General features: G+C 71.9%; 26 protein-coding genes and 1 pseudogene. 11 read left to right on the top strand and 16 right to left on the bottom strand.

Annotated features, from left to right (window positions below):
• Positions 1 to 34 precede the first annotated feature (34 nt).
• Complete coding sequence (locus QF037_RS42840; protein WP_307034890.1) at positions 35 to 814, top strand: SDR family NAD(P)-dependent oxidoreductase; 780 nt, start codon at positions 35 to 37, stop codon at positions 812 to 814.
• Positions 815 to 868: 54 nt separating this feature from the next.
• Here the strand turns inward: QF037_RS42840 and QF037_RS42835 are convergent, their stop codons facing one another.
• A complete protein-coding gene (locus tag QF037_RS42835) occupies positions 869 to 1,378 on the bottom strand; it encodes a GNAT family N-acetyltransferase (RefSeq protein ID WP_307037657.1) in 510 nt (169 codons plus the stop codon).
• A 215-nt stretch (positions 1,379 to 1,593) separates the two neighbouring features.
• Positions 1,594 to 2,118, bottom strand: a complete 525-nt coding sequence (locus tag QF037_RS42830) for an FABP family protein (RefSeq protein ID WP_307034888.1) — start codon at positions 2,116 to 2,118, stop codon at positions 1,594 to 1,596.
• 146 nt (positions 2,119 to 2,264) lie between these two features.
• Here QF037_RS42830 and QF037_RS42825 point away from each other — a divergent pair, with 146 nt between their 5' ends.
• The 4 genes from QF037_RS42825 to QF037_RS42810 all read left to right on the top strand — a co-directional run bounded on the left by QF037_RS42825 (position 2,265) and on the right by QF037_RS42810 (position 6,369).
• The gene (locus QF037_RS42825) at positions 2,265 to 2,561 is read left to right on the top strand and encodes a ribosomal protein L7/L12 (RefSeq protein ID WP_307034886.1); all 297 of its coding nucleotides are present in this window, start codon (positions 2,265 to 2,267) and stop codon (positions 2,559 to 2,561) included.
• Between the two features lie 197 nt (positions 2,562 to 2,758).
• Complete coding sequence (locus tag QF037_RS42820) at positions 2,759 to 3,652, top strand: MHYT domain-containing protein (RefSeq protein WP_307034884.1); 894 nt, start codon at positions 2,759 to 2,761, stop codon at positions 3,650 to 3,652.
• A 103-nt stretch (positions 3,653 to 3,755) separates the two neighbouring features.
• Positions 3,756 to 5,258, top strand: a complete 1,503-nt coding sequence (locus QF037_RS42815) for a metallophosphoesterase family protein (protein ID WP_307034882.1) — start codon at positions 3,756 to 3,758, stop codon at positions 5,256 to 5,258.
• An 82-nt stretch (positions 5,259 to 5,340) separates the two neighbouring features.
• The gene (locus QF037_RS42810) at positions 5,341 to 6,369 is read left to right on the top strand and encodes an LLM class flavin-dependent oxidoreductase (protein ID WP_307034880.1); all 1,029 of its coding nucleotides are present in this window, start codon (positions 5,341 to 5,343) and stop codon (positions 6,367 to 6,369) included.
• Positions 6,370 to 6,453: 84 nt separating this feature from the next.
• Here the strand turns inward: QF037_RS42810 and QF037_RS42805 are convergent.
• The 3 genes and pseudogenes from QF037_RS42805 to QF037_RS42795 form a co-directional block, all read right to left on the bottom strand.
• Positions 6,454 to 7,065, bottom strand: a pseudogene (locus QF037_RS42805) (sensor histidine kinase); the annotation flags it as partial.
• Complete coding sequence (locus QF037_RS42800; protein WP_307034877.1) at positions 7,014 to 7,922, bottom strand: universal stress protein; 909 nt, start codon at positions 7,920 to 7,922, stop codon at positions 7,014 to 7,016. The gene QF037_RS42800 and the pseudogene QF037_RS42805, both read right to left, overlap by 52 nt.
• A 77-nt stretch (positions 7,923 to 7,999) precedes the next feature.
• On the bottom strand, positions 8,000 to 8,905 hold the full coding sequence (locus QF037_RS42795) for a universal stress protein (RefSeq protein ID WP_307034875.1): 906 nt from the start codon (positions 8,903 to 8,905) through the stop codon (positions 8,000 to 8,002).
• A 235-nt stretch (positions 8,906 to 9,140) separates the two neighbouring features.
• On the opposite strand from QF037_RS42795, the gene QF037_RS42790 reads away from it, so the two are divergent.
• From QF037_RS42790 to QF037_RS42780, 3 genes are all read left to right on the top strand, one after another.
• Positions 9,141 to 10,877 carry a SulP family inorganic anion transporter gene (locus QF037_RS42790; RefSeq protein WP_307034873.1) on the top strand — a complete coding sequence of 579 codons (1,737 nt, stop codon included), beginning with the start codon at positions 9,141 to 9,143 and terminating at the stop codon, positions 10,875 to 10,877.
• 127 nt (positions 10,878 to 11,004) lie between these two features.
• On the top strand, positions 11,005 to 11,469 hold the full coding sequence (locus QF037_RS42785) for a cyclic nucleotide-binding domain-containing protein (protein ID WP_307034871.1): 465 nt from the start codon (positions 11,005 to 11,007) through the stop codon (positions 11,467 to 11,469).
• 121 nt (positions 11,470 to 11,590) lie between these two features.
• The gene (locus QF037_RS42780) at positions 11,591 to 12,292 is read left to right on the top strand and encodes a response regulator (RefSeq protein WP_307034869.1); all 702 of its coding nucleotides are present in this window, start codon (positions 11,591 to 11,593) and stop codon (positions 12,290 to 12,292) included.
• Between the two features lie 38 nt (positions 12,293 to 12,330).
• On the opposite strand, the gene QF037_RS42775 is transcribed toward QF037_RS42780, so the two are convergent.
• Positions 12,331 to 13,302: a TauD/TfdA dioxygenase family protein gene (locus QF037_RS42775; protein WP_307034867.1), complete on the bottom strand. Its 972-nt coding sequence runs from the start codon at positions 13,300 to 13,302 to the stop codon at positions 12,331 to 12,333.
• Between the two features lie 145 nt (positions 13,303 to 13,447).
• Between QF037_RS42775 and QF037_RS42770 the strand changes: the two genes are divergently transcribed.
• Positions 13,448 to 14,278: an aldo/keto reductase gene (locus QF037_RS42770; protein ID WP_307034866.1), complete on the top strand. Its 831-nt coding sequence runs from the start codon at positions 13,448 to 13,450 to the stop codon at positions 14,276 to 14,278.
• A 92-nt stretch (positions 14,279 to 14,370) separates the two neighbouring features.
• A complete protein-coding gene (locus tag QF037_RS42765; RefSeq protein ID WP_307034864.1) occupies positions 14,371 to 14,808 on the top strand; it encodes a cupin domain-containing protein in 438 nt (145 codons plus the stop codon).
• Here QF037_RS42765 and QF037_RS42760 read toward each other — a convergent pair whose 3' ends face one another.
• The 4 genes from QF037_RS42760 to QF037_RS42745 all read right to left on the bottom strand — a co-directional run bounded on the left by QF037_RS42760 (position 14,809) and on the right by QF037_RS42745 (position 18,878).
• Complete coding sequence (locus QF037_RS42760) at positions 14,809 to 17,148, bottom strand: SpoIIE family protein phosphatase (RefSeq protein WP_307034861.1); 2,340 nt, start codon at positions 17,146 to 17,148, stop codon at positions 14,809 to 14,811.
• Between the two features lie 64 nt (positions 17,149 to 17,212).
• The gene (locus QF037_RS42755) at positions 17,213 to 17,680 is read right to left on the bottom strand and encodes a peroxiredoxin (protein ID WP_307034859.1); all 468 of its coding nucleotides are present in this window, start codon (positions 17,678 to 17,680) and stop codon (positions 17,213 to 17,215) included.
• Complete coding sequence (locus tag QF037_RS42750; protein WP_307034857.1) at positions 17,677 to 18,057, bottom strand: DoxX family protein; 381 nt, start codon at positions 18,055 to 18,057, stop codon at positions 17,677 to 17,679. Before QF037_RS42750 ends, QF037_RS42755 begins: the two co-directional genes overlap by 4 nt.
• A gap of 71 nt (positions 18,058 to 18,128) precedes the next feature.
• Positions 18,129 to 18,878, bottom strand: a complete 750-nt coding sequence (locus tag QF037_RS42745; RefSeq protein WP_307034855.1) for an AraC family transcriptional regulator — start codon at positions 18,876 to 18,878, stop codon at positions 18,129 to 18,131.
• Between the two features lie 54 nt (positions 18,879 to 18,932).
• Here QF037_RS42745 and QF037_RS42740 point away from each other — a divergent pair, with 54 nt between their 5' ends.
• Positions 18,933 to 20,084, top strand: a complete 1,152-nt coding sequence (locus QF037_RS42740; RefSeq protein WP_307034852.1) for an MFS transporter — start codon at positions 18,933 to 18,935, stop codon at positions 20,082 to 20,084.
• Here the strand turns inward: QF037_RS42740 and QF037_RS42735 are convergent.
• The 6 genes from QF037_RS42735 to QF037_RS42710 form a co-directional block, all read right to left on the bottom strand.
• Entirely contained in the window at positions 20,042 to 20,557 is a 516-nt protein-coding gene (locus QF037_RS42735) for a MarR family winged helix-turn-helix transcriptional regulator (RefSeq protein ID WP_307034850.1), read from the bottom strand. The genes QF037_RS42740 and QF037_RS42735 overlap by 43 nt on opposite strands.
• A gap of 52 nt (positions 20,558 to 20,609) precedes the next feature.
• Positions 20,610 to 21,791: an NAD(P)/FAD-dependent oxidoreductase gene (locus QF037_RS42730; RefSeq protein WP_307034848.1), complete on the bottom strand. Its 1,182-nt coding sequence runs from the start codon at positions 21,789 to 21,791 to the stop codon at positions 20,610 to 20,612.
• Complete coding sequence (locus tag QF037_RS42725; protein WP_266896992.1) at positions 21,788 to 21,982, bottom strand: ferredoxin; 195 nt, start codon at positions 21,980 to 21,982, stop codon at positions 21,788 to 21,790. The genes QF037_RS42730 and QF037_RS42725 overlap by 4 nt, the downstream gene beginning before the upstream one ends.
• Before the next feature lie 53 nt (positions 21,983 to 22,035).
• The gene (locus QF037_RS42720) at positions 22,036 to 23,241 is read right to left on the bottom strand and encodes a cytochrome P450 (protein ID WP_307034846.1); all 1,206 of its coding nucleotides are present in this window, start codon (positions 23,239 to 23,241) and stop codon (positions 22,036 to 22,038) included.
• Between the two features lie 281 nt (positions 23,242 to 23,522).
• Positions 23,523 to 24,236 carry a response regulator transcription factor gene (locus QF037_RS42715; protein ID WP_307034844.1) on the bottom strand — a complete coding sequence of 238 codons (714 nt, stop codon included), beginning with the start codon at positions 24,234 to 24,236 and terminating at the stop codon, positions 23,523 to 23,525.
• On the bottom strand, positions 24,226 to 24,909 hold the full coding sequence (locus tag QF037_RS42710; RefSeq protein WP_307034842.1) for a TetR/AcrR family transcriptional regulator: 684 nt from the start codon (positions 24,907 to 24,909) through the stop codon (positions 24,226 to 24,228). Before QF037_RS42710 ends, QF037_RS42715 begins: the two co-directional genes overlap by 11 nt.
• Positions 24,910 to 25,067 lie beyond the last annotated feature (158 nt).

Genomic DNA, 25,067 nt, shown 5'->3' with positions numbered 1-25,067 from the left:
GTCCCCACCGGGCGCTGCGTCTAGGGTGCGAGGCATGAGGTCGCAGACATATCTCTCCGAAGTGTTCTCCCTGGACGGCCGGGTCGCCGTGGTGACCGGGGGCAGTTCCGGTATCGGGCGGGCGATCGCCGGGGCGCTCGCTCGCGCCGGGGCGGGTGTCGTGGTCGTGGCGCGCAAGGAGGCGGAACTGGCCGCCACGGTCGACGAGTTGACCTCGGAGGGGTGCCGGGCGGGGTGGGTGAGCGGCGATCTCGGCACCCGTGCCGGGGTGCGGGAGGCGGCGGAGCGGGCGGCGGAGGTGTTCGGGGAGCCCGACATCCTCGTCAACAGCGCCGGGATCAATCTGCGGCCGCCGATGGGTGAGCTGGGTGAGGACGTGTGGGACACCACGATGGCGGTGAACCTGGAGGCTCCGTTCCTGCTGGGCCAGCGGTTCGGGCCCGGCATGGCCGAGCGGGGTTTCGGGCGGATCATCCACGTCACCTCGCAGCAGGCGCACCGGGCGTTCGTGCAGAGCGGCGCCTACGGGGTCTCCAAGGGGGCGCTGGAGTCGCTGGCCCGTTCACAGGCCGAGGCGTGGTCGCCCTACGGCGTCACCTGCAACACGCTCGTGCCGGGTTTCGTGATGACGCCGCTCAACGCGCGGCTGGCGTCCGACTCCGAGAAGGTGGCGGAGCTGGCCGCGCGCACGATGGTCGGGCGCAACGGTCTGGCCGAGGACTTCGCGGGGGCGGCGGTGTTCCTGGCGAGCGGTGCCTCCGCGTACGTCACGGGCCAGGCGCTTTTCGTCGACGGCGGGCTGTCGGTGCACTGAGCCTCGTAAGGCAGCCCACGCGGCGGTGGCCGCACCGGACGTCGCCGGGACTGCTCAGATACCGAAGGGTGCCGCGTAGCGGACGGTTCCGCTGGGCAGCGGGAGTGCCGCGTCGAGGGCGAGGGCCATCATGGCCTCGTCCGGGACGTCGAGGGTGATGCGGATGCCGTGCGCCGAGGCCCGGGTGAAGCCGAAGCGCGGGTAGTACGGCGGGTGTCCGAGGACGGTGACGAAGCGTTCGCCCCTCTTCCCGGCCGCATCGAGCGCGGCCCGGATGGCCGCCGACCCGGCACCGGTGTTCTGGTACTCGGGCAGTACGGCGACGGGGCCCAGGCACAGGGCCGGGGTGTCGTCGATGTGGCAGCGGGTCATCAGCGCGTGGCCGACGACTGTGCCGTGCTGGTCGGTGACGACGAGGGACAGGCCGTCGATCCAGGCGGTGTCGGTGCGGAGGGCCTCGACGAGATCGGCCTCCAGCGGGGTGTCGAAGGCCGCCAGGTCGATCTCGCGGATGGCGGGGATGTCGGCGCCGGTCTCGGCGCGCGTGATCCAGTCGGTGCGCATGCTCATGACGGGATGGGGATCCGTTTCATGGTGGTGTTCGTGTGGGTGATGCCTCGCGAGCTCACGCTCCCGGCGAGGCAGCTCCGGTGGAGGTCAGACCGTCGCCCGGGATGTGAGGAAGGGCCGGGCGCTGCGCGCGGCAGTGGCCTTGAGCGCGGTCATCGACCTCGCCTCCCCGCATTCCTCGGCTCGGGCACACACGAACACCAACGAGCCTACCGCTTGCGGTGCAGGGTCGCGGAGAGATGGTGCTGCAAGGGTTGGCCGACCGCCGCGAGGTCGTGGACGAAGGTGAGCGTGTCGTCGGTCAGGGTGTAGCGGCGGCGGGTGGCGGTGACGTCCTTGGCCGTGGGGGTGAGGGCCACGTCGTGGGTGGAGAGGTCGACGGCGCCGTCCGCCGCCTGCCCGACCGCGATCTCCGCGATGCCGGTCGGCTGGGTGATCAGCGCCTCCACCCTGCCGTCGGGCTGAAGTCGCCACCAGCCGCTCTCCCGAGCCGCGGGGCGCAGGGGCGCCCCGTCGCCGTCGAGCAGCCAGGCCCTGGCCTCGTAGCGGAGGAAGGGGCGGCCGTCGTGACTGAAGGTGACCTCCTGCGCATACCTGAAGTCCCCGGCGAGCGTGGGATATCCGCCCTGGCCCCGCCCGTTCCACGTCCCCAGGAAGCCGAGCACGGGTGCGAGCAGTGCGTGCGGAACGGGCGCCTCGTCGGGGCCGTGGCCGTCGGGGTAGGGGATGTCCATGTGCGCTCCTGGGGTTCGTGCCGGTGCCGGGGTGAGAGCCTAGGCCGCCCGCCCTCACCATCTCGTCCCCGCGCACCGAAACGCAGGTGCGCCGCCCTTCCGCCGCGCCCGAGACTGGACCACTCGACACCAGGGAGGGTCCCGACATGGCGGAACCGGTGACGTATGCCGTGCTGATCTGCGACGACGAGCCGTACGCCGCGCTGCTCACCCAGGTCGGAGGCCGCTCGCTGGACGTCGTCCGTGTCGTGCGGAGACTGACGGGGCTGAGCCTCTCGTACAGCAAGCTTCTCGTCTCCAGGGCGCCTGTCATTGTGCTCGACGGCCTGCCGCGGGACATGGCGGAGGCGGCCGTGTCCGATTTGGTGGCGGCGGGTGCCGAGGCCGAGGTGCGGGCCGGGAGTTGGACCGGCCTGCCCGCTTCCGGCGATTCACTCGGATGAGCGGCGTCAAGGTGGTCGCTTTCTGAGTCCAGCCGTGACGGCCGAGTCGTTCATGGCCGGATCTCGTCAGTGAGTGACCAAAGTGAACCTGTGATGATTCAGAGTTCACCGGTTACTGGCGGTAAACGCTTGCTTTACCCGGCTTTTACCCGTAGACCTGCTCCATCAGCAGCCGTGACTCTGGGGGGAGTTGGCTTATGGAAGGCACGGTTGACGGGTTTCGCTATGGCGTCGTGACGCCGGTGGCGGCCTATCTCATGGCCTGTCTGGGAGGGGCGCTCGGACTGCGCTGCATCGTCCGGTCCCTGCTCAACGACAAGTCGTGGAAACCCGGTTGGCTGGCGCTGGGCGCCGCGTCGATCGGTTGCGGTATCTGGACGATGCACTTCATCGCCATGATCGGCTTCCAGGTCGAGGAGACAAGGATCCGCTATGACGTGGGCTTAACCCTCCTCAGCCTCGCAGTGGCGGTCATCGTCGTCGGCATCGGTGTGTTCATCGTCGGCTACCGCGGCGCCGGCACCGCCAACCTGGCGCTGGCGGGCACGGTCACCGGACTCGGCGTGGCCGCGATGCACTACCTGGGCATGTACGCGATGCGGCTCAACGGCGCGGTCAGCTATGCCGTGTTGACCGTCGCCCTGTCCATCCTGATCGCCATCGTCGCCGCCAGCGCGGCGCTGTGGGCCGCCGTCACCGTCCGGGGGTTCATGACGAGCCTCGGGGCCAGTCTCATCATGGGCGTGGCCGTGTCCGGGATGCACTACACGGCGATGGCCGCGGTCAGCGTCCATGTGCACGGCACGACCGGCGGCACCTGGGACGGCGAATCGACCTCCTCGCTGCTCCTGCCGATGCTGCTGGGACCGGTCATCTTCCTCGTACTCGCCGGCGTGGTCGTGATGTTCGACCCCCTGCTCGTCCTGGGCGACGGCGACGGGAACCGCCCCACCTCCCGCCGGCGCCCCGCCGAGACGCCCGCGGAGGAACCGGCCGCACCACGGCACAGTTCGGCCTTCGACCCGCCCGCGGCCCGCCCGCACGCCCGGTCGCACCCGTACGAGGCATCGCACCGCACCGGCGAGTGGTGACCGGCACCTCCCGCCAACAGCCGCTCACCCCAGCGGCGTTCACGAGCGGCAGGACGGCCCTCCCCCTGCTCGGCCCCCGCCGGCCCATTGTTACGGTGCACCGGTGTCTGACTCATCACGCGATACCGCCGAGGGCGCCGGCTGGGGCGCCGCAGAACCCGGCGCGTACGAGCAGCTGATGCCGCCCAGGGTCGAGAAGCTCTCGTGGCTCGACCCGCGGACCCTGTGGGCGGCCCGCAACGGCCTGCTGGCCTCCTGGTTCGGGGACCCCACCGGCCGTACCCGCAGCCGTTGGGTGGCCCAGCGGGCGGCGGCCGGAGCGCCCGCGGACAAGGTGATCCGGCGGGACGACCCGGACCGGTTCTCCTTCATGGTGATCGGCGACACCGGAGAGGGCGACGCGCCCCAGTACGCCGTCGTGCCCGGCTTCCTGAAGGTCAGTCAGGACACCCGTTTCTCCGTCGTCGCCAGTGACGTGATCTACCCGGTGGGCAGCGCCGACGACTACGACACGAAGTTCTTCCGCCCGTACCGGGACTACCCGGCGCCCATATACGCGATACCGGGCAACCACGACTGGTACGAGGACCTCGGCGCGTTCATGCGCGTCTTCTGCGCCGACACCCCGGCCCTCACCCCCGAGCCCAGGCCGCGCCCTCTCAGCCGGGCCTGGCTGCGCTCCCTGCTCTGGCACCGTCCGAACCCGTGCGACGGACAACGCCTGGACCAGGCACGGCGGTTGCGTTCCGCGAGCAGCCAACAGGCGGTCCAGCCCGGTCCGTACTGGGCGATCGACGCCGGGCCGGTGCGGATCATAGGCATCGACACCGGACTGCTGGGGACGATCGACGCCGAGCAGGGCGCGTGGCTCCGCGAGGTGTCCCAGGGCCCGCGCCCGAAGCTCCTCATCACCGGATCGCCCCTGTACGTGGACGGGGAGCACCACCCCTGCCCCATCGACGGGGGCGGCACGGTCGACGACATCGTCCGCGACCCTGAGCACCACTACGTCGCGGCGATAGGCGGCGACATCCACAACTACCAGCGCTACCCCGTCGACGTGGACGGCCGCACCATCCAGTACGTCGTCTCGGGAGGCGGCGGTGCCTTCATGCACGCCACCCACACCATCCCGCGCGTCTCCGTCGCGAACGTCACGGAGCAGGACTTCCGCTGCTATCCGCTGCGCGGCGACTCCCTCGCCTTCTACAGCACCCTGTACGGGCGCCGACTGCGGCTGCGCCGCTTCTTCACCCTCACCGAGGCAGACGCGGCGGCCGTGATCGCCGAGCGCCTGGGCATCCCCCTGACCCGCTCCCCGGGCCGGCCCGCCCGCGTGACCTTCCGCACCCGTCTGGTCGCCAGTCTGCTGGGCGCGGGCGGCCGCCCCGACCGCACCTCGCGGTTCCGGCTCCCGGTCCGCAAGATCTACACGCAGCTGTTCTCCCCCAGCTCGGCAACCTACAGCCCGCCGTTCTTCAAGTGCTTCCTGCGCCTGGACGTCACCCCGGAGGCGATCCGACTGCGCTGCCACGCGGCCACGGGCAATCTCCGCCAGGAGCTGGACCCGCCGGTCGAGGACGAGGTCACCATCCCCCTGATCTGATCGCGGCGGCGGGGAACATCGCGGGCCCCGATCAAGTTGCCCCAGCTGTACGACGTCGATCGGTGCTCACCTGGAGGAGCCGGTGCCCCCCACCTCTCGCCCGTTGCGCAAGCTGGGCTTCTTGACCATCGGCCTCTTCGACGACGCGGATCCGCGCCGCGGCCACGAGTCCACGCTGGAGATCATCGAGCTGGGCGAGCGGCTCGGCTTCGACAGCGCCTGGCTGCGCCACCGGCACCTCCAGTACGGCATCTCCTCCCCGGTCGCCGTCATGGCGGCGGCCTCGCAGCGCACGAGCCGTATCGAGCTCGGCACCGCGGTCATCCCGCTCGGCTGGGAGAACCCGCTGCGGCTGGCCGAGGACCTGGCGACGGTCGACCTCCTGTCCGGCGGCCGGATCAACCCGGGCGTGAGCGTGGGCCCGCCGATGCACTACGACCAGGTCAAGGGCGCGCTCTACCCGGACACCGCCGACGTCGAGGACTTCTCCTACGAGCGGGTGCGGCGGCTGCTGGACTTCATGCGCGGCAAGCCGGCGACCGACTTCAGCGGCGTCGAGGGCTTCGAGGTGTTCTCCGACCGGGTGCAGCCGCACTCCCCCGGTCTTGGCCGGCGCCTCTGGTACGGCGGCGGCAGTCTGAGTTCGGCGCGCTGGGCCGGTGAGCACGGCATGAACTTCCTGACCAGCAGCGTCGTCAAGGCCGAAGCCCCGGAGGAGACAACGGACTTCGCCCGGATCCAGCTCTCCCACATCCGGGCCTTCCGTGACCACCACCCCGACGGCGAGACCGCTCGCGTCTCCCAGGGCCTGGTCGTCATTCCCACCGACTCGGCCACACCCGAACAGCGCGCGCGGTACGAGGAGTACGCGGAAAAGCGCACCCCTCGCACCACGTCGCCGCAGGGCCCGGCCCGTCTGATGTTCGCGCCGGACATCGTCGGCACCTCGGCCGAGATCGCCGAACGGCTGCACGCGCACGTCGCGTTCCGCGAGGTCGACGAGGTCGCCTTCGCGCTGCCGTTCACCTTCGACCACGAGGACTATGTGCAGATCCTCACGGACATGGCCACACGGCTCGGACCGGCGCTCGGCTGGCAGCCGTCCGCCTGACGCGGGCCCGTCCAGGAGGCGGCGCCCGGCCGGTCTGACGGCGGCAGGGCGCCGCGCGGGCGGTGTCCGCCTCTTCCGAATCCCCTACTCCGCCGGCACCGGCACCCACCACACCAACGCGGTGCCGCCGTCCGGCAAGCGGCTCAACTCCAGTTCCCCGCCCAGCTGCTGGGCCCGCTCCGCCATGTTGCGCAACCCGCTGCGACGACCCTCGGACGGGATGCCGACGCCGTCGTCGGAGATGGTGAGGCGCACATGGCGGGAGTCCTCCGTGAGCACGACGTCGGCGCGCCCGGCCCGCGCGTGCCGGGCGATGTTGGTGAGCGCCTCGGAGAGCACCGCCACCACATGGTCGGCGATCTCGCGCGACACCCGGGTGTCCAGCAACCCCTCCATCCGCACGCTGGGCGCGAAGCCCAGCACCGGCGCCGCCTCGCCCACGATCCGCACCGCACGCGCCCGCAGACCGGCGCCGCCGACGCCCCCGCGCGCCCGCAGACCGGCGCCGCCGACGCCCCCGCGCGCCCGCAGACCGAAGATCGTCGACCTGATGATCTTGATGGTCTCGTCGAGATCGTCCACGGCGCGCACCACGCGCTCGGAGGCCTCGGGGTGATCGATGAAGCGGCCCGCGCTCTGCAGGGTCATGCCCGTGGCGAACAGCCGCTGGATCGCCAGGTCGTGCAGGTCACGGGCACGATGGCGACCGGGCAGGCGGAGTGGTGCAGTACTCCATGGGCCACCCGGCCCAGTTGGAGCCCGAAGTGGCGTTGATGGCGCCGGGCTCCGATGACCAGGAGGTCGGCGTCGCGCGAGGCGTTCACCAGTGCGGTCCGGGTGTGGCCCTCGACGGTGCGGCGGTGCAGCTCTACATCGGCCGGGGCGTCCTGGAGTGCCGCTTCGAGTTGCTCGGCCGCCCGCTGTTCGTGCAGCCTGGCGGGCTCTGCGGCGAGCAGCGGATGGCCGGTGGTTTCGTGCGCGGGGCACCGCCAGGCCCGTACGGCCTCCAGCGGCACCCCACGTCGCCGCGCCTCCTCGTAGGCGAAGCCCAGCGCTGCCGAGCCCGTCGGCTTCTCCGCGACCCCGACGACGACACGACCGTGCGTGCCGGTCCGGGCCTGGTTGTCATGGCTGCCCCGCACGACGACCATCGGGCAGTGCGCGTGACCCGCCACGGTCAAGCTCACGGAACCCGACAGAGCCTCGGCGAGGGCGCTGCGGCCTCGGCTGCCCGTCACCAACAACGAGGCGCTCCTGCTCTCCCTCACCAGCACGTACTCGGGCTCCTCGGCCACCACCTCGGTGGAGATCTTCAGGTCGGGCCGGCGACCGTGGGCACGACGGGCCGCGGTCTCGACGATGTCCTCGGCCCGCAACCGCTCATACGGCTCGCCCGGGTCCCCGGCGAGCCGGGCGCCCTCGTACCGCTCCCACAGCGAGGCGTACACGAGGCGCAGCGGCGCCCCGCGCCGGACGGCCTCGTCGGCGGCCCAGTCGACTGCGCGCAGGCCCGACTCGGAACCGTCCACCCCGACGACGACCGGCAGGTCCATCGCCCTCACCTTCCCGTACCGAGGTCGAATCGGATCACTCGGGTGCGTCCGGCCGCTGCCTGCATGGCTGCTCCTCCTCAGGAGTGGGGGACGACGGCGACGGGGGCGGCGGAGTGGTGCAGGACGGTGTGCGTGACAGGGCCGATGTGGGCGCCGAACGGGCTGCGGCGGATACGGCGGCCGACGACAACCAGCGAGGCCTCGCGGGAGGCGTCGACGAGATGGTTGCCGGGGGTGCCGTAGGGGGACTCCTCCGTGATCTCGACGTCCGGGTGCTTCTTGCGCCACGGCGACAGGACCTCGGCCAGCGCGGTGGCCTCGCGTCGGGCCAGTTCTCCATGGAGTTCGAGGTCCGAGGCGAGCCCGTAGGCGTAGTACGGGGGCGGGTTCCAGCCGTGGACGACCCGCAGGGACGTGGCACGGCGGGCCGCTGCGGCGAACGCGAACCCGAGCAGCTCCTCGTCCGGGCTCCCGATGTCGAGGCCGAGGACGACGGGCCGGAAAGCGGTGGCCGCGGACGGGATGCCGACGGGATCCATCTCGTGCTCGTTGGCGGCCTGCTCACCGGCCCGGACCAGGACGACCGGCCGCTCGGCGTGCGCCACGACCGACAGGCCGACCGAGCCGACCATGAACCCGCCGATCCCGCTCAGCCCGCGAGAGCCCAGCACCAGCAGTTCGGCGTCCTTCGCCGCGCTCGCCAGAACGTCCGCGGGATGACCGGACAGCTGCTCGGTGGTCACATCGAGGCCGGGATGGCGCAACCGGAGGCCCGCGGCCGCCTCCCGCGGGATCCGCTCGGTCCAGTGCGCCTGCGTCTCCGCGCCCCGCAGCGGTGCCTGTGCCATGGGCTCCGGTACGGGCTCCCAGACGTGGACCAGCTTCAGCGGCAGGCCGAGCGACCGTGCCTCGCGGGCCGCCCATTCGGCCGCGGCACGGCTCTCGGCCGAGCCGTCCAGACCGACGGTGATCGTGCGGGTCATGAGGTTCACCTTCCGAATCCGCTGCATCGGGTCCTGATGCCAGCATCGTCCCCGGCCGAGGCTCCCGGCAGGGGCCGCATGTCCCGACCCGGGGCCGACCGGCCCAGGCGGGTGCCGGTTCGGCAGGCGCACGGGAGTCCGGCCTGTCCACAGGGCCCGTCGGGGTGCATGATCGAGCTCGGCGCACCGACGGCACATCGCCGGGGCTCCCGTACCGGACGGAGAGAGGCGGCCCATGTCCCGGAGCACGGGTGGACACGTCCCGGGGTGGCGGCGTTCGGTGCCCGGGCTCGGACCGCTCAGCGGCTATCGACGTGCCTGGGTGCGAGGCGATCTGCTGGCCGGGGTCACCGTGGCCGCGTATCTGGTGCCGCAGGTCATGGCGTACGCGGGCGTCGCCGGACTGCCGCCGGTCGCCGGACTGTGGGCGATCCTGCCCGCCCTCGGCGTGTACGCGCTCCTCGGCTCCTCGCGGCTGCTCTCGGTCGGCCCCGAGTCCACGACCGCGCTGATGACCGCCACCGTGGTCGCCCCCCTGGCGGCCGGCGCCCCCGGGCGCTACGCGACCCTGGCGGCCACCCTCGCGGTCACGGTCGGCCTCCTGTGCCTGGTGGCGCGGGCGGTGCGGCTGGGCTTCCTCGCCGACCTGCTCTCCCGGCCGGTCCTGATCGGCTACCTGGCGGGCGTCGCGCTGATCATGATGGTCGACCAGCTGCCGAAACTCACCGGCGTGGGGTCGGCAGGAACCACTTTCTTCCCCCAACTGTGGTCCTTCGCGGGGAACTTGCCCGACGCCCGTCTGTCCACAGTGGCTCTCTCGGCCGCCGTGCTCGCGTTCCTCTTCGCGGCGACCAAGTATGTCCGCGCCGTACCCGGCCCTCTGCTGGCCGTGGTTCTGGGCACGGCGGCCGCGGTGGTGTTCGACCTCGACGACCGGTACGGCATCAAGGTGATCGGCGAGGTCCCGTCCGGCCTGCCCGGCCTCGCGTGGCCGGACTGGAGCGAGGTGCCGCATCTCGTCCTGCCCGCCCTCGGAGTGCTCCTGGTCGCGTACACCGACTTCGTCCTCACCGCGCGGGCGTTCGCCGGACGCGAGGAGGACAAGGGCCCCGGCCTCGACGCCGACCAGGAATTCCTGGCGCTGGGCGCGGCCAACCTCGGCGCGGGCCTCCTGCACGGCTTCCCCGTCAGCAGCAGCGCCAGCCGCACCGCGCTCGCCTCCTCGGCGGGCGCCCGCAGTCAGGCGTACTCCCTGGTCGCCGGTGTCGTGGTCCTCGCCGTCCTGCTGTTCCTCAGCCCTCTGCTCGCCCGCACGCCGTCCGCCGTGCTCGGCGCGCTCGTCGTCTACGCCGCCGTCCGCATGATCGACCTCGCGGGCTTCCGCCGCCTGGCGTCCTTCCGCCGCCGTGAACTCCTGCTCGCCCTGGGCTGCCTGGCCGGGGTGCTCGCCCTCGACATCCTCTACGGCGTGCTCGTCGCCGTCGGTCTGTCGGTGGCGGAGCTGCTGGTCCGGGTGGCCCGTCCGCACGACGCCGTCGAAGGCCTGGTGCCCGGGATCGCGGGCATGCACGACGTCGACGACTACCCGCAGGCCCGCACGATTCCCGGATTGCTGGTCTACCGCTACGACTCACCGCTGTTCTTCGCCAACGCCGAGGACTTCCGCCGCCGCGCCCTGGCCGCCGTCGACGAACAGACCCGGCCCGTCCGCTGGTTCGTCCTCAACACCGAGGCCAACGTGGAGGTCGACATCACCGCACTCGACGCGGTCGACGAACTGCGCCGCGAACTCGCCGGGCGCGGCATCGTGTTCGCCCTGGCCCGGGTCAAGCAGGACCTCCTGGACGACCTGGAGGCGTACGGCCTCACGGACTCCGTCGGCACCGACCACATCTTCCCCACCCTGCCGACGGCGGTGGCCGCCTACCGGCAGTGGAGCGAAGCGAACCCCGAGGAGACCACGGCGAAGTAGCGGAGACGGGGCCATGCGGGGCCTCGGGGCCGGCCGGCCCGGTCCAGGGGCCGGGTGGCCCATGGACCGCCGTCGTCGGCGGGCGGAGCCTGGGCATGGCAGGTCCTACACCGTCGGGAGGCACGCCGTGATCACCACCCCCACGCCCAGCATGCTGCGGGCCCTGCCCGCCGAGCACCGGCAGCGGCTCATGCGCGTCGCCCGCGAAGTCTCGTTCCCCCAAGGGGCACGGCTGTTCGAGGAAGGCGGCAAGGCGGACCGGTTCTGGATCATCCGCACGGGCACGGTCGAGCTCGACATGCACGTGCCCGGCCGCAGCGCGGCCGTGATCGAGATCCTCCGGCACAACGAACTCGTCGGCTGGTCCTGGCTGTTCACCCCGCACGCCTGGCACCTGGGCGCCACGGCGACGACGCTGGTAAGGGCGTACGAGTTCGATGCCACAGCCGTCCGCATGATGTGCCGGGAGGACCCGGCCATGGGCCACATCATCGCCCAATGGGTCGGCGACGTGCTCGCCCACCGCCTGCGCTCCGCTCGGGTCCGGCTGCTGGACCTCTACGCCCCCTACGGCGCCGGCAGCGCCGTGTGACCGCATCCGCGCCCCGTGGCGACCGGGGCCGGACGGCCCTGGTGCATCCGGTCCCGGCGAGCAATGATCGTGGTCACGGACGGTCCGCTGTCCGACCGCCACCGGGGAACGAGGGGTCGTCATGACCGAGGCACACACCTTCAGCGAACAGGACCCCATCCGCGTGTTCCTGCTGGACGACCACGAGGTCGTACGACGGGGGCTGACCGACCTTCTCGACTCCGAGCCGGACATCTCGGTCGTCGGTGACGCGGGCACTGTCGAGCACGCACTCGCGCGCGGCCCGGCGCTGCGTCCGCATGTCGCCGTGCTGGACGTACGGCTCCCCGACGGCGACGGCATCACGGTCTGCCGGGAGCTGCGCAGCCAGATGCCGGAGCTGGCCTGTCTGATGCTGACCTCGTTCGACGACGAGGACGCCCTGCTCGACGCGATCATGGCCGGGGCCTCGGGCTATGTCCTCAAGCAGATCCGGGGCTCGGACCTGGTCTCGGCCGTGCGCACCGTCGCCTCGGGCCAGTCCATGCTGGACCCCGCGACCACGGCCCGGCTGATGCACTCGCTGCGCGCCGATCCCGCCGAGAGCCCGGGCATGTCCCCCGAGCTGGCGAGCCTGTCCCCGCGCGAGCGGGACATTCTCGCGCTGATCGGGGAGGGGCTCACCAACCGTGAGATCGGCAAGAAGCTCTACCTGTCGGAGAAGACCGTCAAGAACCACATCAGCCGACTGCTGGCCAAGCTGGGCGTCCAGCGGCGCGTCCAAGCGGCCGTGATCGCCTCACAGGTGGAGCGGCCGAACACCGGCGAGCGCCCCGGAAGGTGAGCCCCGCCGGGGCCGCCCGGAAGCCGTCTGCCCACCCCTCACCAGCGTCCGATCTCGGTGCCGCCGATCGGCTCCGACGGCTTGCCGTTCACGCCCACCGGTACGTCCCCGGCGAGCATCACCCGGTGCATGGTCCGTGGGAAGCCGAGGTGGGCGTTGTCGCCGGGGGCCAGGTGGATGGTGGCGCGGTTGTCCCAAAAGGCCACGCTGCCCGGTTCCCAACGGAAGCGGACGGTGTATTCGGGTCGCACGGCCTGCTCCAGGAGCATGTCCAGGATCGCGGTGCTCTCGGCTCGGGAGATGTCGGCGATCTGCTCGACGTAGTAGCCGTTGACGTAGAGGATCCGCTCCCCCGTCTCGGGGTGGACGCGCACGAGAGGGTGCAGCGAGGCGACCTGGTGGTCCAGCAGATGACGGACGTAGGAGTCGTCACCGGGACGGGACTGATAGCCGACGCCCAGCCGGTGTTCCACCCGCAGTCCGTCCACGAACTCCCGTACCGGGGCGGAGAGTCCGGCGTACGCGGCGGCCAGATTGGACCAGGTCGTGTCGCCGCCGTACGGCGGTACGGTCTCGGCCCGCAGGATCGTCGCGGCCGGCGGGTCGATACGGGCGCCGTGGTCGCAGTGCCAGCCGCGCAGCAGGGTGTGCCGGCGTCGCTGGAGCCACTCGTCGTGCTCCATGCCGAACCTGCCGCCCAGTTCCAGCCGGTCGGCGGTCGTCTCCACCTCGGGAAAGCCCGGCGGCGAGGCGCTGCCCCGCTTCCGCAGCACCACCGGCTCGCCGAACCGGCGCGCGAACGCCACGTGCCCGGCGTGATCGAGCCGCTGCTCCCGGAAGAACACCACTTTCCAGCGCAGCACCGCCGACCGGATCGCGGCGACCACGGCGTCGTCGAGTTCCCCGGCCAGGTCGACACCCGTGATCTCCGCCCCGATGTGCCCGGCGACAGGTTTCACCTCGATCCCCGGGGTGTGCTCCGCCTCCGCCGTGCCCGTGTTCGTCGTCATCCGTACTCCGTTGGTCGTCCGCGGCCGGTCCCCGAAGATCGTGTCAGCGATCACGGGTCATGGCGACAGTGCCTGTCCGGTTGATCACGACTTACGTCATCCGCGAGGCTGGGGGGACGACACGATCGAGGGAAAAGGTCCGACAGTGATCGACAACCCGGTACACACGCTCAACGACGGTACGACGTTCCCGGCCATCGGCCTGGGTACCTGGCCCATGGACGACGCGGAGGCGGAGCGGGCGGTGGCGCAGGCCCTTCGGCTCGGCTACCGCCTGGTCGACACGGCGACGAACTACGGCAACGAGGCCGGAGTGGGCCTCGGCGTCACCCACAGCGGTGTCCCCCGCGAGGAGATCGTCGTCGCGACGAAACTCCCGGGCCGGCACCACGGCTACGAGGAGACCCTGGCCTCCTTCGAGGAGTCCCGCCGCCGCCTCGGCCTGGACCACGTGGACCTCTACCTCATCCACTGGCCGCTCCCCCGCGTCGACAAGTACGTCGACTCCTGGCGGGCCATGATCAAGCTCCGCGAGGAGGGCCTGGTCCGTTCCATCGGCGTCTCCAACTTCACGGTGGAGCACATCGAGCGGTTGGAGAAGGAGACCGGGGTCCTGCCCGCCGTCAACCAGATCGAGCTGCACCCCTTCCTGCGCCAGGACGAGCTGCGTGCCTTCCACACCGCCAAGGGCATCCGCACCGAGAGCTGGAGCCCGCTCGCCCCCGGCTCGACGCTGCTGGACGACCCCGTCGTCGCCGCGGTCGCCGAGGCGCACGGCGTGACGCCGGGGCAGGCCGTCCTGCGCTGGCACACACAGCTCGGCTCGGTTCCGATCCCTAAGTCGTCGAACCCCGACCGGCAGCGCACCAACCTGGACATCTTCGGCTTCGAGCTCGGGCCCGACCAGATGGCGGCGATCGCCGACCGGACCCAGGAGCGCCGGGGCGGGGATCCGGAGGTGCACGAGGAGTTCTGAGTTCTGCCGAATCCGGCCCGACTGCCGCTCTCTGCCTCTATGTTCGCTGCGGAACGTCATCGATCTTCCGCTCAGGCGTCAGGAGGCCCTGTATGCGCACCTTGCTCCGCGTCGGCGTAACCGGGGCGGTGGCCGCGGCCACCGCCCTCACCTGTGGCACCACTGCCCAGGCAACCCCGCCGGGCCCCGGCGTCACGGCCAGGCTGATCAGCCAGGTCACCGTCGGGGGCACCGACTACACCGTCAGAGAGATCACCGTTCCGCCCGGCCAGGCCACCGGCTGGCACTACCACGGCGGCCCCGTGTACGGGTACGTGAAGCAGGGCACGCTCAGCCACTACCACTCCGACTGCGCCAGTGACGGGGTCTATCCGAAGGGCACCGTCGTCCGGGAGCCGGGCGGGCCGAGCGACGTCCATCTCGGCCGGAACCTGGGCGACACTCCGCTCGTCCTCGAGGTACTGTACGTGCTGCCGCACGGATCGGCTTTCTCCGAGGACGTGCCGAACCCCGGCTGCGACTTCGAGTGATCAGTCCGGGGGCAGCGGCTGTTCGGCCCAGATCGTCTTGCCGGCGCCGGTCTGTCTGCTGCCCCAGCGCTGGGTGAGCTGGGCGACCAGCAGCAGTCCGCGCCCGCCCTCGTCGTAGGCGTGGGCGCGGCGCAGATGCGGCGAGGTGGAACTGCCGTCGGAGACCTCGCAGATGAGGGTGCGGTCGCGGATCAGCCGGAGCTGGATGGGCGGGGCTCCGTAGCGGATGGCGTTGGTGACCAGTTCGCTGACGACGAGTTCGGTGACGAAGCCGGCCTCGTCCAGGCCCCATGTGGTGAGTTGCTCGGTGGCGGCCTGGCGGGCGTCGGCCACGCGGGCGGGGTCGGGGGCGATGTCCCAGGTGGCGACCCGGTCGGCGCCCAGGGCGCGGGTACGGGCCAGCAGCAGGGCCACGTCGTCGCTCGGCTCCTCCGGGAGCACGGCTTTCAGCACCGTGTCGCAGAGGGCGTCGAGGGAGCTGGCGCGTGCGGTGAGGGCGCGGCAGAGCTCACCGGTGGCATGGTCGATGTCGCGGTCGCGGTCCTCGATGAGGCCGTCGGTGTACAGGGCGACGACGGCGCCCTCGGGCAGTTCCACCTCGGTGGCCTCGAAGGGCAGTCCGCCGACGCCCAGCGGGGGTCCCGCGGACATGGGGACGAGTTCCGCGCTGCCGTCGGGCAGGACCAGGGCGGGCGGCGGGTGACCGGCGGCGGCGAGGGTGAGACGGCGCGATACGGGGTCGTAGACGGCGTAGAGGCAGGTCGCGCCGAGTTCGGCGATGTCGTCGTCGCTGTCGTAGGCCGCCAGGTGGGTGACCAGGTCGTCGAGGTGGGTGAGGAGTTCGTCGGGCGGCAGGTCCACGTCGGCGAGGGTGCGGACGGCCGTGCAGAGGCGGCCCATCGTCGCCGAGGAGGTGATGCCGTGCCCGACGACGTCGCCGACGACGAGGGCGACACGGCTGCCGGAGAGCGGGATGACGTCGAACCAGTCGCCGCCGACGCCGGCGAGGGAGCCGCAGGGCAGATAGCGGTGGGCGACCTCGACGGCGGCCTGTCCGGGCAGTCCCCGGGGCAGCAGGCTGTGCTGGAGGGCGAGCGCGGTCGTGCGCTCACGGGCGAAGCGGCGCGAGTTGTCGATACAGACGGCCGCGCGACTGGCCAGCTCCTCGGCGAGGGTTGCGTCGTCCTGGACGTAGGGGTCCGAGGGGCCGATACGGACGGCCACGGCGACACCCAGAGTGATGCCGCGGGCCCGGAGGGGTACGGCCAGCATCGAGTGGGTGCCTTCGCGGTAGGGCCGGCCCTTGGGGGCGCGGGCGTTGCGCTCGCGGACCCAGCGGTCGAAGGACGGCTCACCGGCCCGGCTGAGCACGGCCCGGCCCTCGCGCAGGGCCCGCGCGGGCGGGGAGTACGGCGGGTAGACGTCCAGCGCGCCGAGGTGGACGGCGGCCTCCGGGGTGCCCTCGTGGGCGGAGCCGTGGGCGACGCGGCGCAGGACGACGTCCTGGGGCATGGCGCTGGGCGGTTCGTCCGGGCCGAGGACCCATTCGAGGAGGTCCACGCTGGTGAAGTCGGCGAACCGGGGGACGACGAGCGTCACCAGTTCCTCGGCGGTGCGGACCACGTCGAGGGTGGTGCCGATGGCGTCCGCGGCCTCGTTCAGCAGGGCCAGGCGCTGGCGGGCCCAGTGCTGCTCGGTGCTGTCGAAGGCGGCCAGGGCGACCCCGACCACGTCGTCGACGCCGTTGCGGACGGGCCACATCTCGATGTTCCAGGCGTGGTAGCGGCTGCCGGACGGGGCGCGCGTGTGGCTCTCGTAGTGGATGGGCTCGCCGGTCTCGGCGACGTGCCGAAGATGCCAGTTGAAGCCCCGGCTGTGCTCGGCGTCCTCCACGGTCTCCGGGAAGAACCGGCCGAGCAGGGCCTCCTCCGGCACCCCCATCACCTGGCAGGCCACGTCGTTGAGCCGCAGATAGCGCTGCTGCGGATCGAAGACCGACATGGACATGGAAGCCTGCTGGAAGGCCTGCCCCGCGAGGGTCGGCTCCGCCCCGCCGGGCTGCTCCGCGGTGATCACGAACCCGCCGGGTGAGCCGTCCGGGCCCAGCACCTCGCACGCCCGCAGCGGGAGGGCGACGGGGGTGCCGTCCCGGTGCCGCAGAACGACGGTGCCGGTCCGGGCCGCCAGGACGTCGGGCGACGGGTCCTCGGCGAGCAGCTCTCGCACCGGGAGTCCCACGGCCTCCTCGGCCGGGTATCCGGTCAGCCGCCGGGCACCGTCGCTCCACCCCGTCACCATGCCGTGCGCGTCGATGATCGCCGCGGCCGAGGCGTGCTCCATATCGTCCAGGATGGTCCCTTTGCCGCACCGCAACAACCTCGGTACGGCTACCAGGACTCGTACGTCACTTGCGGTGGTCGCGCAGAGCGGCGAGGGCCCGGTCGGCGTGGGTGTTCATCCGCAGCTCGCTGCGGACGACCTCCAGGACGGTCCGGTCCTGGGCTATGACGAAGGTGACCCGCTTGGTCGGGGCCAGCGAGAAGCCGCGGTTCACCCCGAACCGCTCCCGGATCGTCCCGTCGGCGTCGGACAGCAGCGGCATGCCGAGCGTGTGCTTGCCGGAGAACTCCTGCTGGCGCTCCACGGAGTCGCCGCTGATGCCGACCGGGCGGGCGCCGACAGCGTCGAACTCGGCCGCCAGATCACGGAAGTGACAGGCCTCGGCGGTGCAGCCGGCGGTCATCGCCGCGGGGTAGAAGAACAGGACGATCGGCCCGTCGGCGAGCAGCGAGCTCAGGCTGCGCGGGGTGCCGGTCTCGTCGGGCAGTTCGAAGTCCTCGATCTTGTCGCCGACGTCTGTGCGGGCGCTCATGCCTGGTTCTCCGTGTTCCGTGCGACGTTGCGGGCCCACAGGACGAGGGGCACCTGAAGCGGCAGCCGGGCGATCGCGGCGGCCTTCTGCGGGGTGGGGCGGTGGCGCCAGTCGACGGCCATCTTCACGTTCGCCGGGAAGACCCCGACGAAGAAGGCGGCCGAGGCCAGGGCGGCGGCCTTGCGGGTGCGGGGCGCCATGAGACCGGCCGCCAGCGCGAACTCGGCGACGCCGCTCGCGTAGGTCCAGGTCCTGGGCGATCCCGGCAGGAACTTCGGGATGGTCGCGTCGAACGAGCGCGGTGCGGCGAAGTGGGTGACCCCTACGCCGGCCAGCAGACCGGCCAGCAGCAGGGGTGAGCGTTGGGACCGGGGCACGGTTCCTCCTAGGGGGCTTGCCGCGCGATATTACTGCACGGTACAAGCAGCTCGTACGGCGGCCTGTTCACCTATGGGGAAAGGCGGTTGTGGATCCCGGGCGTATGTCCGAACGAGCGGCGGAAGACCTCGATGAACGCGCTCGTGGACGACCAGCCGCAGCGGTGGGCGACGGTGGTGACGGGTGTTCCGTCGGCCAGCATCCGCAGGGCATGGTAGAGGCGTGACTGGGTGCGCCACTGCGGGAAGGTCATGCCGAACTCGCTGCGGAAGAGTCGGCTCAGGGTGCGTTCGCCCGCCCCGGTCACGGTGCCGAGGGCGGCCAGGGTGCGTGGTTCGGCGGGGTCGGCGTGCAGGATCTCGCAGACGGCGGCCAGGCGCGGGTCGGTGGCGGCGGGCAGGTGCAGGGGCTGCTGGGGCGAGGCGCGCAGCTGGTCGCGGAGGACGGCGAGCAGACGGTGGCGTTCGGGGCTGTCGTCAGCGGGGGCCCGGGTGTAGGCGACGATCAGTTCGCGCAGGAGGGGGCTCACGGCGAGGACGGTGGGGGCGTCCAGGCCGAGCGGGTTGTCGTCGGCGGCCAGGCCGACCAGGTGCAGGTCGAGGTGGCCGTGGGCGCGGTGGGCGTGGACGGTGCCCGCGGGGACCCAGATGGCACGGTTGCCCGGGGCGAACCAGATGCCGGCATCGGTGGTGACGGCCAGGACGCCGGAGCCGGCGTAGACGATCTGGTGGTCGTCGTGCCGGTGCGCGTCGATGCGCTCCCCGGCGGCCAGGCTCTGGGCACGGGTCGGGGCCTGCGGCGTATGGCGGATATCCGGCACAAGTAGGCAGTTTATCGAAAGCGCGCCAGGCCCCGCTCTCGCGACGATCTCGGTATGACCGCGATACGCCATCTGTCCTTGGGGCACGCCTGCGTCGACGTCTACCAGGGGGCGGTGGCCGCTCTGGTGCCGTACTTCGTCGCCGAGCGCGCCTACACCTACGCCGCCGCCTCGGGCGTCGTCCTCGCCGCGTCCTTGTTGTCGTCCGTCGTGCAACCGCTGTTCGGGGCGCTCACCGACCGGTGGGCGATGCCGTGGCTGCTGCCGCTGAGCGCGCTGACCGCCGGGGCCGGGGCGGCGCTGAGCGGGGTCACCGACTCGTACGCGCTGACCCTCGCCGCGGTCGCCGTGTCCGGGGTCGGGGTCGCCGCCTACCATCCGGAGGCGGCCCGGGCGGCCCGCGCCGCGGCGGGCGGCAGCCACGCGGCGATGGGCTGGTTCGCCCTGGGCGGCAACCTCGGCTTCGCCGCGGCACCGCTGCTCGTGATGGCCGTGGTCGGGCTCGGCGGTCTGGGCGCCGCTCCCCTGCTGATCGTGCCCGCCCTCGCGGCGGCGGTCCGCGCGGCCGGGCGCCGTTCCGTGTCCGGTCCTGTGTCCGCCGGCGCCGGCCGCGACGACTGGCGATCGTTCCTGCGGCTTTCGGGGGCGATCGTCTGCCGGTCGGTCGTGTTCGTCGGGCTGAGCGCGTTCGTCTCGCTGTACGTGCGTGAGCGCACCGGGGGCGGGGAGATGGCCGGCACGGTCGCGCTGTGCGTGCTCTACGCCGGGGGTGCGGTGGGCACGGTGGCCGGCGGGCGGCTCGCGGACCGGTACGGGCGGCTGGCGGTCGTACGGTGGTCGTACGTGCTGACCGTCCTGGCCGTCGCGGGGCTGGTGCTCGTACCCGGGCCGCTCGTCCATGCGTTCGTCGCGCTCACCTCGGCCGGCCTGTATGTGCCGTTCTCGCTGCATGTCACGCTCGGCCAGGACTGTCTGCCGCGGCGGGTCGGCACGGCGAGCGGTGTCACGCTGGGGCTGACGGTGAGCGTCGGCGGGCTGGCCGCGCCCGCCCTGGGGGCACTCGCCGACGCCACGTCCCTGCGGACCGCGCTGCTCCCGCTCGTCGCCCTGCCCGCGGTGGGCCGGCTCCTGCTGTGCGGGCTGCGCGAACCCGGCGCCGAGGATCAGACCGTGGCCGCCGGCTCCGTGTCGTCGTCGACGGAGTAGGCCAGAAAGTCGTCGACCATGCGGTGGAAGAGGGTGGCCAGCTGCCCCAGCTCCTCCGGGGCCCACTCGGACAGGGCGAGCTGCATGCCGCGCGCGCCGGCGTCCCGGACCCGGTCGATCGCCTGCCGGCCCGTCTCGGTGAGCTCGATGCGCTGGGCACGCCGGTCGTCGGGGTCCGGGACCCGGGTGACGTACCCCGTCTTCTGGAGCTGCTGCACGGTACGGGTCACGTGCGAGGCCTCCACGCCGAGCCGGTTGGCCAGCTCCCCCGGGCGCAGCGGCTCGGAGTCGGCGACCTGGCGCAGCAGTGCCACGGCGGCGCGGTCCAGCGGCACGCCGGCCAGGGCCATCAGCCGGTCGTGCTGCCGGGCGCGCGTGCTCAGGTACGTGATGCGCGTCAGCGCCCGCTCGATCTCGATCACTTGCGGAGATGCGGGGCCGTCGGGGAGCTCGGGGAGCGATGGGGTGGCCATGCAAGCCACTTTACCATCTTGTTGCGTAACTCAAGTAATCTACTGCCCGCGTTTACGCGGACTGCTGCGCCGATCGTAGGGTCTCGCTCCATGCCGCGCCGGTCACGATCGACTGCCGCCACCGCCGGATCGCCTTGGGCGGCACGCCGACCGCGAGGGCGCCGCTCACACGGTCGCCGGCGCGGTACACGGCGACGAACCGCCGTTCGGCCAAGTCGCCCTCCACCACGGCGACTTCGTCGTGGCCGCGCAGGAAGCCGTACGCCTGGATCTTCATGTCGTACTGGTCGGACCAGAAGTAGGGCACCGGCGCGAACGGCTTGCGAGCCTCCTCGGGGGCGAGGAGATTGCGGGCGGCCGCCATGCCCTGTTCGGCGGCGTTGGTGCGGTGCTCGATCCGCATCGACGTCCCGAACAGCGGGTTGTACCAGCGGGCGACGTCACCGGCCGCGTACACGTTCGGCGCGGCTTCGCAGTACTCGTCGCAGATCACTCCGTCGCCGACCGCCAGGCCGCTGCCGTCGAGCCACTCGGTGTTGGGCAGCGAGCCGATGGCCACCAGCACCTCGTCGGCCTCGACCACTTCGCCGCTCGCGAGCCGCACCCCGTCCTCGGTCACCTCGGTGACCGTGACCCCGCAGCGCAGCCGCACGCCCCGCTCGAGATGCGCCTGCGAGAGCACCTGCCCGACCTCCGTGCCGACGGCGTGCGCCAGCGGCACCGGGGCGGGTTCGAGCACGACCACCTCGGCGCCGAGACGCCAGGCCACCGCGGCGGCTTCCGCGCCGAGGAATCCGGCGCCGACCACGACCAGCCGCCGCCCCGGGCCCAGCCGGTCGCGCAGGGTCAGGGCGTCATCCAGGGTGCGCAGCACATGTGCGCCCTCGCCGGGCAGCCGGCGCGGCCGGACGCCGGTGGCCAGGATCAGTCCGTCGTACGGCACCGTCGAGCCGTCGGCCAGCCGCACCGTGCGCCCGGTGAGTTCGAGGCCGGTCGCACGGACGCCGAGGCGCAGGTCCAGGCCGAGCGCGGTCAGGTCCGCAGGGGTGCGCAGGTCCAGCCGCTCGGGCTGCCACTCGCCGGACAGCAGCTGCTTGGACAACGGCGGGCGGTCGTACGGCGCAAGGGGTTCGTCGCCGACGAGGGTGAGCGGGCCGGTGTGGCCCTCGCGGCGGAGGGTCTCGGCCGCGGCGAGTCCGGCGGCCGAGGCTCCGACGACGACGATCCGGTTCACTGCTGGACCAGTCGGATCGCGGCGGCCGGGCAGACCGCGACGGCTTCCTTGACGTCGTCGACGAGTTCGTCGCCGACCTCCTCCGCCAGCAGGATCGCGATGCCGTCGTCGTCCTGGTCGAAGACGTCCATCGCGGCGAGCACGCACTGCCCCGAGGCGACGCACTTGTCGGCTTCCAGCTCCACCTTCATGGGATTGCCCTTCTTGTCGCGTGTTGCTTGTTCGTTCGCGGGACGGGGAGCCGTCACCAGGCCACCGGCAGCTCATGGACGCCGTAGATGAACGCGTCGTGCTTGAACTTCACGTCCTGGACGTCGCAGGCGAGCCTCAGGGTGGGGATGCGCTGGTAGAGGGTGCCGTAGACGACCTGGAGCTCCATGCGTGCCAGGGGCTGGCCGAGGCACTGGTGGATGCCGAAGCCGAAGGCCACGTGACGGCGGGCGTCCCGGGTGATGTCGAGACGGTCGGGGTCCTCGAAGGCCTCGGGGTCGCGGTTGCCGATCTCGTTCACCACGATGACGCCCTCGCCGGCCTTGATGACCTCTCCGGCGATCTCGATGTCCTCCGTGACCGCGCGGCGGCGCCCCTGGTGGGTGATGTTCAGGTAGCGCAGCAGTTCCTCGACGGCCGAGGCCACCAGTTTGGGGTCGTCGCTCTCGCGCAACAGGGCGAGTTGGTCGGGGTGTTCAAGGAGGGCGGCGGTACCGAGCGCGATCATGTTCGCGGTGGTCTCGTGTCCGGCGATCAGCAGGAGCAGCGCCATCTCCGTGGCCTGCTGATGGTCGAGTTCGCCCGTGCTGATCCGTCCGGCGATGCTCGACAGCAGGTCGTCCCTGGGATCGGCGAGCCGCTTGCCGATCATCGTGGCCAGGTAGCCGGCGATCTCCCGGGTCGCGACGTTGCGCTGCGCGGGTGTCGCGGCGCTGCTGACCATCGTCTTGGTGTTGGACTGGAACATCTCGTGGTCCTCGTAAGGCACCCCGAGCAGTTCGCAGATCACCAGCGAGGGGATGGGCAGGGCGAACGCCTCGACGAGGTCGACCGGTTGCGGGCCCGCGAGGAGGTCGTCGATCAGGCCGTCCACGATCCGCTGCACGGCGGGCCTGAGCGCCTCGACCTTCTTGATGGCGAAGGGCGCCGTCACCAGCCGGCGCAGCCGGGCGTGTTCGGGGTCGTCCATCATGATGAAGCTGAGCTTGCCCTCGCCGCCCTCGGAGCCGGCCTTGGGCGGGAAGCCGGGGCGGTCGATGTCCGAGCTGACCCGGGCGTCGCCCAACAGGGCGCGCTGCTCGGCGTAGCGGGTCACGAGCCAGGGTTCGCTGCCGTCCCACAGCCGTACCTTCGCCAACGGCCCCTGGTCCTGGAGCTCTTTGAGGCCGGGCGGCGGGTCGAAGGGGCAGCGGGCGGCCCGCGGCATGGGGAACTCGGGAACAGCCAGTGCGTCGGCCATGGTTCTCCTCGGTGGTGGGGGCTCCGGTCGGGGGTCGGAGCGCCGGGGGAAGGGGTGAGGCCTCGATGAGCACATGCAAACAGACGGGCCTGACGGGCTCCGGTCAGTTCCCTGACAGAAAGCTGACGTGACCCAGATCACATGCCGAACCCCTGCCGGATGAAGTCACAACTCACCTTCGCCCTGCACGAGTTGACCATGTCGACCAGTGGCGCGAGCGAACGAAGACGCCTCATCCGACGCCGCGAAGAAGGAGCGCTCCCGGCGTTTGCTCCCGCGCCTCAGGCCTCCGCCTCGGCCCGTCCCAGCCAGTAGCCGAAGCCCCGCCGGGTGTGGATCAGCGCCGGGGCGTCCCGGTCCACCTTGCGCCGCAGCCGGGACACGAGCTGCTCGATGGCGTTGTCGCCTCGTAAGTCGCCCCAGACGTACCGGCTGATCTGGTCCTTGGACAGCACCCGGTGGGCGTTGACGAGGAGCTGGCGCAGCAGCCGGTACTCCGCGGGCGTGAGGTCCAGTGACAGCGTTCCGCGCCGCGCCTGGCAGCGGGCGCCGTCGAGCACCAGGTCGCCGTAGCGCGGTCCGCCCTCGTGGTGCCGGACCGGGCCCGGTCCGCGCAGCAACACCTGCATCCTGGCCAGGACTTCGGCCACCCGGAAGGGTTTGGTGACGTAGTCCCTCTCGCCCAGGCCGAGTTCGGGCAGGAGGCTGTCCAACGAGTCGTCCGCGGTGAGGAACAGGACCGGCGGCCGGTGGGTGACGGGCGGCAGGCGCCGACCGCCGAGGCCGGGCACGTCGGGCAGGGTCGTGTCGAGGACGACGAGGTCGTAGCGGTGCTCCGCGGCCCGCGTCAGCGCCTCGGTCCCGGTACCGGCCACGGAGGTGCGGTACCCCGCCAACTCCAGGGTGACGGAGAGCAGTTCGGCCACCTCCGGTCCGCCGACGACCAGCACGTGCTGCCCGGAGCCACGCGCGAGCGCCGGCCTCTCACCGGTCACGCGCGGGCTGTTCCTTCCCCTGTGTCACCGGTGCCAGCCAGATGCCGACGACCGCGTCGGCGAGCCCGGTGGCGCAGTCGTGCCAGCTGGAGCGCGCGGTGGGCCGCTGCTCGGCGAGGGCGCGCTCGCGTTCGGCGGGCAGGTGGATGAGCAGATGGCGTGCCATGTCGCCGCGTTCGGCACGGACCTCGGGAGGCAGCGCGGGCAGGCACCGGTGCATTCCGTCGACGTTCTGCCGCAGGGACGGGGAGGCCAGGGACTCCTCCACCATGATCCGGTGCAGTGCCGGGTCGGTCATCACCTGCGCGCAGAACCGCGCGAACCAGGTAGGGCCGCCCAGGGCCGCGAGGTGTTCGGGGACCGGGCGGACCAGACAGTCCACCCAGTCCCGCAGGTCCGTGGAGTCGCCGATCCCGGCCAGCAGCCGGGCGCGGATCTCCTCGATGCGCTCGGCGTGCTTGCGGACGATGGCGCGGACGAGGTCGGCCTTGGTGCCGAAGTGGTAGCCGACGGCGGCGTTGTTGCCCTGTCCCGCGGCCTCGCTGACCTGGCGGTTGGAGACGGCGTAGACCCCGCGCTCGGCGAACAGCCGTTCGGCCGCGGTCAGGATCAGCTCCCGGGTCGCACTGACCTGCTCCGCCCGTACCGCCCTGCCTGCCGCCATCATCACCATCGCACCGGGACTTCCCTCAGCCCTCCGACGGCCAGCCCCTCGAGCCGTCGCGGGTCCTCCGCCGCCACGGCGAGTTCCAAGGACGGAAGCCTACGCAACAGCACGTCGAGGACCGCGATCCAACCAAGTCAAGCAGTTGACTTAAGATCGTGGAACCC

This window comes from Streptomyces canus, assembly GCF_030815415.1.
Lineage (GTDB): Bacteria > Actinomycetota > Actinomycetes > Streptomycetales > Streptomycetaceae > Streptomyces > Streptomyces canus_F.
This window is presented reverse-complemented; position numbering and strand designations above follow the sequence as displayed.

Excerpts from the sequence above, each read along its gene's own strand:
- QF037_RS42755 (WP_307034859.1), bottom strand. The coding sequence starts at position 17,680 with ATGAGCGCCCGCACAGACGTCGGCGACAAGATCGAGGACTTCGAACTG.
- QF037_RS42710 (WP_307034842.1), bottom strand. The coding sequence starts at position 24,909 with ATGGTGATGATGGCGGCAGGCAGGGCGGTACGGGCGGAGCAGGTCAGT.
- QF037_RS42820 (WP_307034884.1), top strand. The coding sequence starts at position 2,759 with ATGGAAGGCACGGTTGACGGGTTTCGCTATGGCGTCGTGACGCCGGTG.
- QF037_RS42800 (WP_307034877.1), bottom strand. The coding sequence starts at position 7,922 with ATGGACCTGCCGGTCGTCGTCGGGGTGGACGGTTCCGAGTCGGGCCTG.
- QF037_RS42760 (WP_307034861.1), bottom strand. The coding sequence starts at position 17,148 with ATGGAGCACGCCTCGGCCGCGGCGATCATCGACGCGCACGGCATGGTG.
- QF037_RS42780 (WP_307034869.1), top strand. The coding sequence starts at position 11,591 with ATGACCGAGGCACACACCTTCAGCGAACAGGACCCCATCCGCGTGTTC.
- QF037_RS42720 (WP_307034846.1), bottom strand. The coding sequence starts at position 23,241 with ATGGCCGACGCACTGGCTGTTCCCGAGTTCCCCATGCCGCGGGCCGCC.
- QF037_RS42740 (WP_307034852.1), top strand. The coding sequence starts at position 18,933 with ATGACCGCGATACGCCATCTGTCCTTGGGGCACGCCTGCGTCGACGTC.
- QF037_RS42835 (WP_307037657.1), bottom strand. The coding sequence starts at position 1,378 with ATGCGCACCGACTGGATCACGCGCGCCGAGACCGGCGCCGACATCCCC.
- QF037_RS42725 (WP_266896992.1), bottom strand. The coding sequence starts at position 21,982 with ATGAAGGTGGAGCTGGAAGCCGACAAGTGCGTCGCCTCGGGGCAGTGC.
- QF037_RS42765 (WP_307034864.1), top strand. The coding sequence starts at position 14,371 with ATGCGCACCTTGCTCCGCGTCGGCGTAACCGGGGCGGTGGCCGCGGCC.
- QF037_RS42840 (WP_307034890.1), top strand. The coding sequence starts at position 35 with ATGAGGTCGCAGACATATCTCTCCGAAGTGTTCTCCCTGGACGGCCGG.
- QF037_RS42735 (WP_307034850.1), bottom strand. The coding sequence starts at position 20,557 with ATGGCCACCCCATCGCTCCCCGAGCTCCCCGACGGCCCCGCATCTCCG.
- QF037_RS42795 (WP_307034875.1), bottom strand. The coding sequence starts at position 8,905 with ATGACCCGCACGATCACCGTCGGTCTGGACGGCTCGGCCGAGAGCCGT.
- QF037_RS42775 (WP_307034867.1), bottom strand. The coding sequence starts at position 13,302 with ATGACGACGAACACGGGCACGGCGGAGGCGGAGCACACCCCGGGGATC.
- QF037_RS42790 (WP_307034873.1), top strand. The coding sequence starts at position 9,141 with ATGTCCCGGAGCACGGGTGGACACGTCCCGGGGTGGCGGCGTTCGGTG.
- QF037_RS42830 (WP_307034888.1), bottom strand. The coding sequence starts at position 2,118 with ATGGACATCCCCTACCCCGACGGCCACGGCCCCGACGAGGCGCCCGTT.
- QF037_RS42825 (WP_307034886.1), top strand. The coding sequence starts at position 2,265 with ATGGCGGAACCGGTGACGTATGCCGTGCTGATCTGCGACGACGAGCCG.